This is a genomic window from Occallatibacter sp. FHG110214_02 (genome assembly GCF_059115385.1).
In genome coordinates this window covers 1-12,117 of record NZ_JBZYWK010000028.1, presented here as the reverse complement: position 1 = coordinate 12,117, position 12,117 = coordinate 1, and the positions used below count along the sequence as shown (strand labels likewise).

Here is a 12,117-nt window from a genome sequence, read left to right as displayed (position 1 = left end):
GCAGGTCCTCAACGTGCCCCACGTTCGCACCTCGGTTTTCGCGGACGTGCTTATTCCGCACGCAAGAGGACTGCATCTGCTCCCCGGCTGGAGCTACACAGGCCGCAAAGAAGCCACCCGTGACGACACCGTCAGCGTACCCGGCTACAACATCTTCAACCTCGGTGCGCGCTACACTCCCGGCGGAGAACAAGGCCGTGTTACCCTTCGTCTCTATGCAGACAACATCGCCGACAAGCGCTATTGGAAAGACACAGGTGCGAGCCTCGGCGATACCTTCATCCACCTCGGCGCGCCCACAACCGTACGCTTAAGCGCACACTACACCTTCTAAACAAGGACAACCTCAACATAGCAATGAGCACAACCGTACATTCACACGCGCAAGACGGAACATTAGTGACGCCATATTGGCCGCCGCTAACCGTTGATGAAGTTCGCGGCGTGTTGCGTTCGTATCCTGGTCTCACAGGCCAGCCGCAACTGCTTACCACCAGCCCGCGTCCCTTCTCAGCTGCAAGCGTCGTGCTTGTCGGGACGCACCCAAGTGCGTCCCGCGTCTTCATCAAGCGCCATGCTCGCGCCGTACGCAGTGCCACTGACCTCTACGAGGAACACGCATTCATGGCGCATCTTCGTGCGCATGGCGCAAGCGTCCCTCTTGTTCTCGCGAACAAGCACGGCAATACGGCAATTGAAATCGACGAATGGACCTACGAAGTGCATGAATTGCCAGACGGCATTGACCTTTATCGCGATGCCATCTCATGGACGCCTTTCTTCCATGCAACTCATGCGCACTCTGCCGGCCAGGCAATGGCCCGCCTGCACCTCGCCGCACAGAGATACGACGCACCGCCACGCATAGGCCGTCCACTCGTTGCAGGCTTCAGTATCTTTGCGACACAGCACTCGGAACAATCCCTCGCAACTTATCTCGCCACGCGGCCTGCGCTCGCAAGCTATCTAGTAAACCGCGACTGGCTGCGCGACGCACTCGACTTGCTGCAACCATTCCACGACGAGCTTCTTCCTCTGCTGCCTGCGCTTCCAGCATTGTGGACGCATAATGACCTGCATCCGTCCAATCTCTTCTGGAGCGATGAAGGCACGCAGGCAAAGGTAGCTGCCGTGATTGATTTTGGTTTAAGCGACCGCACCAACGCAGTCCATGACCTGGCGCATGCCATCGAGCGCAGCATGGTGGAGTGGCTTGCACTTGTCGAACAGCCTGACGAGCCTGAACGCGTGACCGTTCACCTTGACCATTTATCAGCGTTTCTCAACGGATATGAATCCATCCGCTCACTCAGCACTGCAGAGCGCGCTGCACTTGCCCCCATGCTCGCGCTATGCCACGCGGAGTTCGCTCTCTCGGAAGCAGACTATTTTCTCAGCACGCTGCATTCAGAAGAGGAAGCTTATTACGCATGCCCTGCATATCTTCTCGACCACGCCCGCTGGTGGCACGGAGCAGGGAAGCATCTTCTCAATGCAATCCGCGCATGGGCAGAGGCAAAATCAGAATGATGCACTATCTCAGCGCACATTGGCTGGAGTGGTGTGGTGTCATTACCACATGCCTTGGAATCTGGCTAACAACACGGCGCAGCCTTCTTTGCTGGCCTATTACGCTAGCCGCAGACGTCATCTATTTCATTGTGTATTACCGCACAATGCTTTTGTCTGACACACTATTGCAAATCTTCTTCCTCGCGTTCACACTCTACGGCTGGTGGCACTGGTTCCGTGGAGTGCAGGAAGAAGGTGAAGTCAAAATTGTTCCGCTTAAAAAACGCGATGCCGCCATCGCAATCAGCCTCGGAGCCATCGGCAGCGTCATCCTGGCCATTCTTGCGCAGCGCCTACACGCGGCTCTGCCCTGGCTGGACGCGCCCCTCGCCAGCTTCAGTCTTGTAGGAAGCTGGTGGGGCGCGCGCAAACACATCGCCAACTGGTGGCTGTGGATTGTCGTCGATCTGCTCTACATCGGCGAGTACGCTTACAAGAAACTATGGCCAACCGCGCTGCTCTACGCAATCCTCGTCGCACTCGCCGCACTCGGTCTGCGCGACTGGTCTCGCGCAGCCAAAACCGCTGAAGCCTAAATCGCAGCCTGCACCACGTTCCTCAGCGGCTCGCCCTTGATGTAACGCTCCAACTCCGCGGCCACCACATTCAGCGCACGCCGCATAAACTGCGGACTCGACCCGCCAATATGCGGCGTGAGGTAAAGGTTAGGGCACTTCCACAGCGGATGCCCATCCGGCAGCGGCTCAGGGTCCGTTACATCCAGCGCTGCACGAATCCGTCCGGAATTCAACGCAGCAACAAGTGCATCCGTCTGCACAATCGGCCCACGCGCCGCATTCACCAACAGCGCGCCCTGCTGCATCAGGCCGAACTCGCGCTCCCCAATCAATCCACGCGACTCCTCCGTCAGCGGCAGAATCAAAATCACAATCTCCGCCTGCGGCAGCAACTTTTCCAACTCAGATACAGGATGTACCAGCGGTTCAGTCCGAGCCGTTCGCGCCACGCGCGTCATCTCCACCTGGAAAGGCGCCAGCATCCGCTCAATCTCCTGGCCAATCGAGCCATGCCCCACCATCAAAATCTTCTTGCCCGTCAGCTCTTCATTCATTACCGGCGGATAAGGCGTACTCGCGTTCGGATGCAGCCGCGCATACTGTGCTGTCGCCTCTTTTCTGCGCTTCCACTCACCAGAAGCCTGTATCTCCAGGTAAAGCGGCACATACTTGAGCGACGCGAAAAGCGCACCCACCGCCCACTCCGCCGTGGCAATGTTATGTGCCCCGCGTGCATTGCAAATCGTTACATGCGGACCGACGGTTCCCGGAATCCACTCCGTGCCAGCCATCAGCGAGTGCACCAGCTTCACTCCGCGCAGATGCTGCCAGATGTCCTGCGCACGCGGTGTCAGAACATCAGGAATCCAAACATCCAGTTCCACGTCATGGTTCAAATCAGACGCAAGCGGCACCATCTCGGTACCTGCCGGCATCACACTCAACAAACTTTCATCAATCTTTGCCGGATATCCGACTCGCAGCATCGCCTCTGCTTCTCCTCAAGAAATCAACGCTCATACTTCATACAAACAGCCACAATGCGCAGAGCTTATTTAAAAAACTTCCGCAGTGCTTCCACGCAATCCTCAATTGCCTTTACAGAAATCGCGTAGCCAAACCGCAAATGCCCTTCGCCCTGCGCCCCAAAAACCGAACCCGGAATCGTGGCAATGTGCGCCTTATCAAGCAGGATTTGCGTGGCTGTCTTGCTGTTTTTTGCAATCTTTTCCGTATTCGGAAACGCATAGAACGCACCAGCCGGCGGTTCGCAATCAAGCCCAACTTCGTTCAAACCGGCCACCAGCAAATCGCGCCGCTTGCGATACTCTTCACGCTTAGCCGCAATCTCCGTCTCATGCGTCTTCAGCGCTTCCAACATTGCGTACTGCACAAACGTTGTCACGCCGTTGGTGGAGTAGAGAATGATTTTGCGCAGCCCCGTCATGAACGGTTCTTTTGCCACGGCATAGCCGCCGCGCCATCCCGTCATGCCATACGTCTTGGAAAACGTATAGCAGGTAATCGTGCGTTCCAGCATTCCCGGCAACGACGCAATCGAAAAGTGCTCGCCGTCATAGATCAAATCTTCATAGGCCTCATCGGCAATCACAACCAGGTCGCGTTCTTTTGCAAACGCCGCCACCTCTTCTGCTTCTGCCTTGGTGAAAACAAGCCCGCTCGGATTCTGCGGAGTGTTGTAGTAGATGGCTCGCGTCTTCGGTGTAGAAAACTGTTCGAGTGTCGCGCGAATTCCATTGCGCCGCGCCGTTGCAGAAGGCACCAGCAGCGGCCGCGCCTGCGCTCCCGTAATTAGGTCTGCAATCGGCGTCCAGTACGGTGAAAACACCAGAGCATCGTCGCCCGGGTCCAGCACGGTCTGAAACGTCGCATACAGAGCATGAGATCCGCCCACGGTTGCAATCACTTCATCCGTAGTGATGTGAATCTTATTCTTTGCCGCGAGCTTGTCCACCAAAGCCTGCCGCAGTGGCGGAATTCCCGACGACGGCGCATAGTGCGTGTGATTCTCTACCAACGCTCGCACTGCCGCAAACTTGATCTCATCCGGAGTTTCAAAAAATGGCTCGCCACCATGCAGTGGATGAACAGCAAGGCCCTCAGCACGCAGAGCCATCACCTTATTGCGAATCTGCACAATGTCAGAGAATCCGACCTCATCCAGCCTACGCGCCAGCCTGAAACCGCTCTGTCCAATCGTAGCCATCCTCGTTCCTCCCGCAAGATGCCTTGCTCCAGCATAGCCGACGTGAGTGAAACCCATACTACAAATGCTTAAACAGCAATCGCGTCTGTATACACCGCCATTCCCACCACAGCATCCACACCCATTGCACTCAGCGTATCCACTTCCTGTTGCGAGCGGATTCCGCCGGCAACAATCATCTGCCGTTCCGTCAACTTGCGCAACCGCTCCGCCGTCGCCATGGGAAATCCCTGCATCATCCCTTCGCCATCCACATGCGTATACAGAAACGCAGCCGCATAAGGGTCAAGCGCAGGAATCGCCGCATCCGGTGTCAGATCTACATTCGCCTTCCACCCCTTCACCGCGATGCGTCCATTCTTCGTATCAATGCCTGCAACGATCTTCTCCGCGCCAATCGCCGCTGCAAGCTCACTAGCAAACCCAGTGTTCACTGCGCCATCTTCGGTAAATAGGGCCGAGCCAATAATCACGCGCCTCGCACCCGCATCCAGCATCTGTTTTGCGCGCGCCTCATCGCGAACACCGCCACCCACCTGGCACGGCAGCCGCTTGCAAATCTGCTCAACAAGCACAGTGTTATCTCCCTGCCGCATCGCTGCATCCAGGTCAATCAGCTGTACCAACGGATACTTCGCGAACTTCTCAATCCAATACTCAAAATCATCAAAGGCAAGCCGCAGTTTTTCTCCTTGCACCAACTGCACAATGCGCCCGCCCAGCAAATCAATCGAAGGAATCAGCATGAAAGCCTCACAGAAATCCCATTCGGCGCAAGCTGCTCTTTCAGCGACTTGGCGCTCGAAACACCAAAATGAAAAATGCTCGCAGCCAGCGCCGCATCTGCCTTGCCGCGCTTGAACACGTCTGCAAAATGTTCGACAGTTCCCGCGCCGCCGGAAGCAATCACCGGAATGCTCACGGCCTCACTCACCGCTGCCGTAAGTTCACAATCAAATCCTGCTCGCGTACCATCGGAATCCATTGAAGTCAGCAGAATCTCCCCCGCGCCACGTTCTTCCGCCTCGCGAGCCCACTCGACAACACGCCGACCGGCAGGCTTGCGTCCACCTTGCACAAATACCTGCGCATCACGGACCGGGTCAGCGGCCTCTTTATCACGCCGTGCATCAATCGCCACCACCACGGCCTGCGAACCAAAGGTCTTGCCAATCTCGTAAATCAATTCCGGCGTCTTCAGCGCAGCAGAGTTGATGCTCACCTTATCCGCACCCGCAAGAAACACCTGCTCCGCATCTTCCACCGTGCGAATTCCACCACCGACAGTGAACGGCACAAACAACTCCTGCGCGGTCCTGCTCACAGTATCAAGAAGAGTCTGCCGTCCTTCATGCGTTGCCGTAATATCGAGCAACACAATCTCATCCGCCCCCTCGCGCGCATGCCGCGCCGCAAGCTGCGCCGGGTCACCCGCATCCACAAGGTCTACAAACTGCACACCCTTCACCACGCGCCCCGCATGCACATCCAGGCAAGCAATAATGCGTTTCGTAATCATCGCGGCATCTCCAAAAAGTTGCGAAGAATCTTCAAGCCCGCTTCGCTCGACTTCTCCGGATGAAACTGTACGCCCATTACATTGCCGCGCTCTACTGCTGCGGCAAACGGCTCCATATACTCCGTTACCGCCGCAGTGTCGCTCGTTACCGGCGCTTTATACGAATGCGTAAAGTAAACAAACTCGCCCGGCTCAACGCCCGCAAGCAATCGCGATTCTTTTTTAGGGTTCAAAGAATTCCAACCCACATGCGGAACCTTCTCGCCGCCCTCAGGAAAGCGCGCGCACTGCTCGGCAAACCATCCCAGTCCCGCATGCCCCGGCGCTTCCGTGGAGCCCGCGAACAGCCACTGCATCCCCACACAAATTCCAAGGAACGGCACACCGCGCTCCACTGCTGCACGAATCGCCGGCGTCATACCCGTAGCATCCAATCGCTGCGTAGCCGCAAAGTGCCCAACACCCGGCAGCACAATCCGCTCTGCATTTTCAATCGGCGCAAGTTCGCCATCCGTCACCGTCACGTCAGCGTCAAGATGCCGTAGCGCCTTCAGCACAGAGGTAAGATTCCCCGCTTTGTAGTCAATGACTGTAACGCGCATCAGAGCAAACCTTTTGTCGAAGGCAGCATCTCGCCAAGCTGTTTGTCCTTGCTGCATGCCACGCGCAGCGCACGTGCAAACGCTTTGAAAATGGCCTCTATCTTGTGATGATTCGACCGTCCATACATCGTCTTCACATGCACATTCGCTCTCGCACCGCGAGCAAAGCCTTCAAAGAAATCCGTAACAAGCTCACTCTGCAAATCACCAACAAGCCGCGTCTTCACCTGCGTATCCACCGCATACGCCGTGCGCCCGCTCATATCCACAGCCGCAATCGCCAGCGTCTCATCCATCGGCATTACAAAATATCCGGCACGCAAAATGCCGCGCTTGTCGCCGAGCGCCTTATCAAAGGCCTCGCCCAGCGCAATCCCCACATCTTCGACGGTGTGGTGCTGATCCACATCCAGGTCACCCACGCACTGCAGATTCAGGCTGAATGCTCCATGCCGCGTGAACAGCTCCAGCATGTGGTCGAAGAACCGAATCCCCGTAGAAACCTCGTACTTACCCTCACCCTCAATCACCAGGCGAATCGCAATGCGCGTCTCCGTCGTATTGCGCGCGAACTCCGCCGTACGCTGGACCGCTTTGACACTCTTTGGCTTCACGCTCTTAGTCGACTTCTTCTTTGCCTTCTTTGTGCTCACCTGTTCTCTCCCTTAATCTTGAGCGCTGTCACAGCCTCTCGAATCGCATCCACAGCCACACGCATCTGCTCCCGCGTGCCAACCGTGATGCGTACATAACCATCGCAGCCCGGGTCACTCGAACGGTCGCGCACCAGCACGCCAGCCGCCGTCATCCGACGTGCAAACTCCGCATGCTGCGCTCCGATACCAACAAGAACAAAGTTTGCTTCGCTGGGCCAGCGCCGCAGACCAAGCTCATCAAGCGCTACTTCAAACTCCGCACGAGCCGTCTTCACTTCTGCAACATAATTCGCAAGAAATGCCTCATCCTTCACCGCAGCCGGAAGACAAGCAAGCGCAACAAGGTTCACGCTATACGGTGAAAGCACGCGGCGAATCCACTGCATGTTCTCCGTGCCACTCGCCAGCAGTCCAATACGCAGCCCTGCCAGTCCATAAGCCTTTGAGAAAGTGCGAGCCACAACAAGATTCGGCAACTCGCTGATCAAGTCCAGCACCGTCTCGCCATAAAAATGAAAATAGGCTTCATCGACAAGCACAATCGCGTGCGGCGCGCGCTCGGCAATTGCAATAATCTGCTCTCGCATAGCAATTGACCCCGCCGGGCTATTCGGATTCGCAATCGCAATCACTTTGGTACGTGGCGTAATCGCAGCAATCAAACGCTCAAACGGAAACGCGAGCGTCGCATCCGCCTGCACCTTCACCACATCTGCATCCGTCGCTGAAGCATACACCTCATACATCGTGTATGTAGGCACCGGCAGCAACAATTCATCCCCTGCATCGAGAAACGCCTGGAAGAGCACATGAATCGCTTCATCCACGCCGTTGGTCAGCACAAGACTCTCAGCACCCACGCCAAGATGCTCCGCAACCAGAGCCTCCACCGGCTCGCGCTCGGGATACTTCGTCAATGCACCCGCAGAAATCTTGGCTAGCACCTCGCTCACTGCCGGCGAACAAGCAACCGTATTTTCATTGAAGTCCAACCGCAACGCATCACGGCTGCCTAACGGTGGATGATATTCCTTCATCGCACGGACACGCGCACGTGGCACAGGAAACACAGCCGAAGCCTCAGCCATTCTTCTTCCTCCCGCGCGAAGCATTCTTCAACCGCACGCGCACTGCCTCCGCATGCGCTGTCAATCCTTCCGCCTCGCCTAGCAGCACAGCCTTCGGCCCCAGCTTGTTGATTGCCTCCGCGCCATACTCCTGCACCGTAATCAGCTTCACAAAATCATTCACACTCAACCCGCCGCGCACTCGCGCCATCGCGCCAGTAGGCAGAGTGTGATTGGGTCCGGAAATATAATCCCCTAACGGCTGCGCCGACCACTTGCCCACAAACACTGAGCCCGCATTCTGCACCCACTTCAAATCTGAAGCAGAATCCACGGTCAAATGTTCCGGTGCAATGCGATTTGTAATCTCGCGAGCCTCTGCGACACTGCCTGCAACAATCGCCAGCCCATTGCGTCGCAGCGACTCCCGCGCTACCGCATTGTTCCGCGCGCGCGCCATCGCATCGGCAATCACATCTTTCGCCAACTCCTCGCGCGTGGTAACAAAAATCGCCAGCGCTTCCGGATCGTGCTCCGCCTGCGCTACAAGGTCGGAAGCAATATCCGAAGGCTTGCCACGCTCGCTTGTCACTACAATTTCCGTCGGCCCGGCGAGCATATCAATTGCACAATCAAACGCAACCTCGCGCTTGGCCGCCGTTACATACAAGCTTCCCGGCCCAACAATCTTATCTACGCGCAGCAGGCTCTCCGTCCCATACGCCAGCGCCGCAATCGCATGCGCTCCACCCACGCGATAAAACTCACGAATGCCCAACAGATACGCTGCTGCAAGCGTCTCCGGCGCGGGCTTGGGAGAAACAACAACCACACGCTCCACCCCAGCCACCTGTGCTGGAATCGCCGTCATCAGCAGCGTCGAAGGAAGCGGATGCCGCCCACTCGGAACATAGCAACCCACCGAAGGAATCGCCCGCACCACCTGCCCCGTCGTCAGCCCGACAACCGGCCTAGCGCTCCACGCCTTCGGCATTTGCCTTTCAGCAAATCCGCGAATCTGTTTCGCAGCCGCCGTCAGCGCATCGCGCATCTCGCGTGAAGCGGACTCCCACGCCGCTTCCATCTCGTCCTCGCTCACACGCAGCAGCTTCGCATTCGCAAGTCCGTCAAACCGCTTTGCATAACGCAGCAACGCCCGGTCACCGCCTTTGCGCACATCGGCAAGTATCCGCCGAACCGCGGGCAGCACACCTTCCAGCGACGTGCCGCCTCTCCGTTCTAAAGCCGCAATCACTTCTGCGGCCCGTCCTGCTCCGCGCCCCGTGGTGCGAATCAGTTTCATAGTGTCTCTATCCTTTGCTGTATAGGCTCTCTTGTTGTTGGGGAGAGGTACGGGAGTCAAACACGTCTGTCCGGAGCCACAGTCCGGTGCCTAAATCGCTCGGCCAACCTCTCCATTCACATCCCTTACAGCACAACCTTGTTCAGCGGATACTCCACAATCCCCGTAGCCTGCGCCGCTTTCAATCGAGGAATGACATCCCGCGCCACGCGCTCTTCCACAATCGTATTCACCGCAACCCATCCCGAATTACTAAGCTCGGAAACCGTAGGCGAGTTCAGCGCCGGCAACACATCCAGCACCGCCTGCAAATTCTCGCGTTTCACATTCAGCATCAATCCCACCTGCGATTGCGCATCAATCGAACCGCGCAGCATCGTCGCAATCTGGTCAATCTTCACTTTCTTCCATGCATCGTTCAGCGCAGCCTTGCTCGCAATCAACCGAGTCTCGCTCTCCATCACCGTGTCAATAATCTTCAAGTGATTCGCCTTCAGCGAGCTGCCTGTTTCCGTCACTTCCACAATTGCGTCGGCCAGCGTGGGCGGCTTCACTTCCGTCGCGCCCCAGCTAAACTCCACCTTCACGTTCACGCCCTTGCTCGCAAAGTAACGCTTGCTCACTTCCACAAGCTCGGTGGCAATAATCTTGCCCTCAAGATCCTCGGCCTTCTCATAGCCCGAGTTCTCCGGCACCGCCAGCACCCAACGCACCTTGCGCCGCGTCTGCTTGGAATACGTCAGCGCCGTCACACTCTGCACATCCAGCCCGCTCTCCACAACCCAGTCAATGCCGGTAAGGCCAGCATCGAGCACACCATGATCCACATACCGCGCCATCTCCTGCGCGCGAATCAGCATGCACTCAATCTCCGCGTCATCAATTGAAGGAAAGTACGAGCGCCCATCCGCATAAATGTTCCAACCCGCGCGCTTGAACAGCGCAATCGTCGCATCCTGCAAACTTCCCTTGGGAATTCCGAGTCTTAACTTATTTGCCACTTGCGGCCTCCGTCTTCTGCCCTTCCGTTTCAATCGACTTGGTAAAGCAGCTCACCGTGCCCTCATGGCACACCAGCCCATCGCCTTCCACTTCCACGCGAAACAACAGTGTGTCGTTATCGCAATCCGTCGATGCGGAAACAATCTTCAACCGGTTGCCGCTCGTCTCGCCCTTCATCCACAGCTTCTGCCGCGTACGGCTCCAGAACGTCACAAAGCCGCTCTCCAGTGTCTTCGCATAGCTTTCAGAGTTCAGAAAACCCAGCATCAGCACTTCCCCCGTCTTGGCATCCTGCACGATACCGGGTATCAGCCCATCCATTTTCTCGAAGTCAATCATGGTCCTGTCTCACTTAAGGTTGAAATTTCGTGGCAAAACAAAAAGCCCGCTGGCATCTTTGCCGGCGGGCTTCTGGTAATCCTGGATTCTTTGGCTTAGTCTTGCTAGTTCACGCCATAGCATCCCGCCGTCATGGGGTGTCCATGATGATGGTGATGGCGGTGATGGTGGACGCTCTGCATCTGTTTACAACCCTACGGGCAAACCCCGCAGCGTGTCAAATCCACTCCAGTTAAATTCATGACGCTGCAACAGGAAGATCCCGCAGCACCTCCATCACCCGTTCATGCAACCGTTCCCGGGTCTCCACTCTCTCAGATGCGCGCGTAACATAACGCACCTCCAGCGTTCCGGAAGACAAAAGATGCACCGCAGGCGCTGCTCCGCGACGGCTCAACGCCGCACCGCGTACCGTGCGCAGCCATTCCGTCTCCGCCGCGCTCGCATCGGACCGTGTCTCTTCTTCCACCGCGCTCTGCACTTTTTCCATCACGGCGCGGGAATCCGCCCCGGCGGGAACCGTCACATCCAACTCATCCCAGAGCCACTGCCCAGAAGTTGAAAAATTAAAGTACGTCCCGCGTATCGCAAAGCTGTTCATAAAGCTGATGCGCCTTCCGGTCGGATACCCCTTGCCTGCAAGCGCGCCCGACTCCAGCAGCGTTGTGGACATCAGGCCAATCTCAATCACCTCGCCGCCCACGCCGTTAATCTCCACGGTATCGCCCACGCGCATGCCCTTCTTACCCATCAACACAAACCAGCCAAAAAACGCGAGAACAAAATCCTGTAACGCAATGGTGATCGCCGCCGTAACCAATCCCAGCATCTCGGTTGTCTGTTGCGGGGCTCCAAAGATGACAAGCAGAATACACACCACGCCCACAAGCTGAATTCCCAGCTCAAGAATGCTGCGCAGCGTCTGCTTCTGCCGCCGGTCCAGCCGCGGATACTCCATCACCCGCCGCACCAGCCCATCACTCAGCACCATGCAAATCAGGATGACAAAAATCCATGCCAGCGACTGCAACACAAGATGCAGCAGAATCTGGTGCTGTACTCCCACCTGCGCCGCCCACTTGTCATACACCGAAGCGAGCTGCTGCTCCGTGCGTATGCGATCTTCGTAAATGCTCACCAGTTGCTGCCGCAGGCTTGCCGCCTGGATACGAGCCAGCCGTGTCGTTCCATTGCTGGCCGCCGCATTTGCTTGTGAGCCTGCTTGCGTCGCAAGCGTGCTCTGCGTCTTGGCCAGGTTGGTTGCTGCCGCACGCGCCTCATCCGCGGCCTGCTCAATTAGCATCAGCCGCGA

The 12,117-nt window shown here is 57.0% G+C and carries 14 protein-coding genes and 1 tRNA gene; 3 read left to right on the top strand and 12 right to left on the bottom strand.

Annotated elements, in window-relative coordinates:
* The 3 genes from AC5S3R_RS18490 to pnuC all read left to right on the top strand — a co-directional run.
* Nucleotides 1-334: hypothetical protein (locus AC5S3R_RS18490; RefSeq protein WP_494268649.1), on the top strand; the 334-nt coding region annotated here is incomplete at its 5' end.
* Nucleotides 335-357: 23 nt separating this feature from the next.
* Entirely contained in the window at nt 358-1,530 is a 1,173-nt protein-coding gene (locus tag AC5S3R_RS18485) for a phosphotransferase enzyme family protein (protein ID WP_494268648.1), read from the top strand.
* Nucleotides 1,527-2,108 carry a nicotinamide riboside transporter PnuC gene (gene pnuC, locus AC5S3R_RS18480; RefSeq protein WP_494268647.1) on the top strand — a complete coding sequence of 194 codons (582 nt, stop codon included), beginning with the start codon at nt 1,527-1,529 and terminating at the stop codon, nt 2,106-2,108. The genes AC5S3R_RS18485 and pnuC overlap by 4 nt, the downstream gene beginning before the upstream one ends.
* Here the strand turns inward: pnuC and AC5S3R_RS18475 are convergent.
* The 12 genes from AC5S3R_RS18475 to AC5S3R_RS18420 form a co-directional block, all read right to left on the bottom strand.
* Complete coding sequence (locus tag AC5S3R_RS18475) at nt 2,105-3,076, bottom strand: 2-hydroxyacid dehydrogenase (RefSeq protein ID WP_494268646.1); 972 nt, start codon at nt 3,074-3,076, stop codon at nt 2,105-2,107. The two genes, pnuC and AC5S3R_RS18475, sit on opposite strands and share 4 nt — an antisense overlap.
* A gap of 65 nt (nt 3,077-3,141) precedes the next feature.
* Nucleotides 3,142-4,317 carry a pyridoxal phosphate-dependent aminotransferase gene (locus AC5S3R_RS18470; protein WP_494268645.1) on the bottom strand — a complete coding sequence of 392 codons (1,176 nt, stop codon included), beginning with the start codon at nt 4,315-4,317 and terminating at the stop codon, nt 3,142-3,144.
* A 68-nt stretch (nt 4,318-4,385) separates the two neighbouring features.
* A complete protein-coding gene (locus tag AC5S3R_RS18465) occupies nt 4,386-5,063 on the bottom strand; it encodes a 1-(5-phosphoribosyl)-5-[(5-phosphoribosylamino)methylideneamino]imidazole-4-carboxamide isomerase (RefSeq protein WP_494268644.1) in 678 nt (225 codons plus the stop codon).
* Nucleotides 5,057-5,836: an imidazole glycerol phosphate synthase subunit HisF gene (gene hisF / locus AC5S3R_RS18460; protein WP_494268643.1), complete on the bottom strand. Its 780-nt coding sequence runs from the start codon at nt 5,834-5,836 to the stop codon at nt 5,057-5,059. Before hisF ends, AC5S3R_RS18465 begins: the two co-directional genes overlap by 7 nt.
* Nucleotides 5,833-6,438 carry an imidazole glycerol phosphate synthase subunit HisH gene (gene hisH, locus AC5S3R_RS18455; RefSeq protein WP_494268642.1) on the bottom strand — a complete coding sequence of 202 codons (606 nt, stop codon included), beginning with the start codon at nt 6,436-6,438 and terminating at the stop codon, nt 5,833-5,835. The genes hisF and hisH overlap by 4 nt, the downstream gene beginning before the upstream one ends.
* The gene (hisB, locus tag AC5S3R_RS18450; RefSeq protein WP_494268650.1) at nt 6,438-7,052 is read right to left on the bottom strand and encodes an imidazoleglycerol-phosphate dehydratase HisB; all 615 of its coding nucleotides are present in this window, start codon (nt 7,050-7,052) and stop codon (nt 6,438-6,440) included. Before hisB ends, hisH begins: the two co-directional genes overlap by 1 nt.
* A 35-nt stretch (nt 7,053-7,087) precedes the next feature.
* Entirely contained in the window at nt 7,088-8,182 is a 1,095-nt protein-coding gene (hisC, locus tag AC5S3R_RS18445; protein WP_494268641.1) for a histidinol-phosphate transaminase, read from the bottom strand.
* Nucleotides 8,175-9,464 (bottom strand): histidinol dehydrogenase, encoded by a 1,290-nt coding sequence (gene hisD, locus AC5S3R_RS18440; protein WP_494268640.1) that lies wholly within the window; start codon nt 9,462-9,464, stop codon nt 8,175-8,177. Before hisD ends, hisC begins: the two co-directional genes overlap by 8 nt.
* 38 nt (nt 9,465-9,502) lie before the next feature.
* Nucleotides 9,503-9,577 (bottom strand) — tRNA-His (locus AC5S3R_RS18435).
* A gap of 12 nt (nt 9,578-9,589) precedes the next feature.
* Nucleotides 9,590-10,465 (bottom strand): ATP phosphoribosyltransferase, encoded by an 876-nt coding sequence (gene hisG, locus AC5S3R_RS18430; RefSeq protein ID WP_494268639.1) that lies wholly within the window; start codon nt 10,463-10,465, stop codon nt 9,590-9,592.
* Entirely contained in the window at nt 10,455-10,805 is a 351-nt protein-coding gene (hisI, locus tag AC5S3R_RS18425; RefSeq protein WP_494268638.1) for a phosphoribosyl-AMP cyclohydrolase, read from the bottom strand. The genes hisG and hisI overlap by 11 nt, the downstream gene beginning before the upstream one ends.
* Before the next feature lie 238 nt (nt 10,806-11,043).
* A partial coding sequence (locus AC5S3R_RS18420; protein WP_494268637.1) for a mechanosensitive ion channel family protein occupies nt 11,044-12,117 on the bottom strand: 1,074 nt, incomplete at its 5' end.

Excerpts from the sequence above, each read along its gene's own strand:
- AC5S3R_RS18485 (WP_494268648.1), top strand. The coding sequence starts at position 358 with ATGAGCACAACCGTACATTCACACGCGCAAGACGGAACATTAGTGACG.
- pnuC (WP_494268647.1), top strand. The coding sequence starts at position 1,527 with ATGATGCACTATCTCAGCGCACATTGGCTGGAGTGGTGTGGTGTCATT.
- AC5S3R_RS18475 (WP_494268646.1), bottom strand. The coding sequence starts at position 3,076 with ATGCTGCGAGTCGGATATCCGGCAAAGATTGATGAAAGTTTGTTGAGT.
- AC5S3R_RS18470 (WP_494268645.1), bottom strand. The coding sequence starts at position 4,317 with ATGGCTACGATTGGACAGAGCGGTTTCAGGCTGGCGCGTAGGCTGGAT.
- AC5S3R_RS18465 (WP_494268644.1), bottom strand. The coding sequence starts at position 5,063 with ATGCTGATTCCTTCGATTGATTTGCTGGGCGGGCGCATTGTGCAGTTG.
- hisF (WP_494268643.1), bottom strand. The coding sequence starts at position 5,836 with ATGATTACGAAACGCATTATTGCTTGCCTGGATGTGCATGCGGGGCGC.
- hisH (WP_494268642.1), bottom strand. The coding sequence starts at position 6,438 with ATGCGCGTTACAGTCATTGACTACAAAGCGGGGAATCTTACCTCTGTG.
- hisC (WP_494268641.1), bottom strand. The coding sequence starts at position 8,182 with ATGGCTGAGGCTTCGGCTGTGTTTCCTGTGCCACGTGCGCGTGTCCGT.
- hisD (WP_494268640.1), bottom strand. The coding sequence starts at position 9,464 with ATGAAACTGATTCGCACCACGGGGCGCGGAGCAGGACGGGCCGCAGAA.
- hisI (WP_494268638.1), bottom strand. The coding sequence starts at position 10,805 with ATGATTGACTTCGAGAAAATGGATGGGCTGATACCCGGTATCGTGCAG.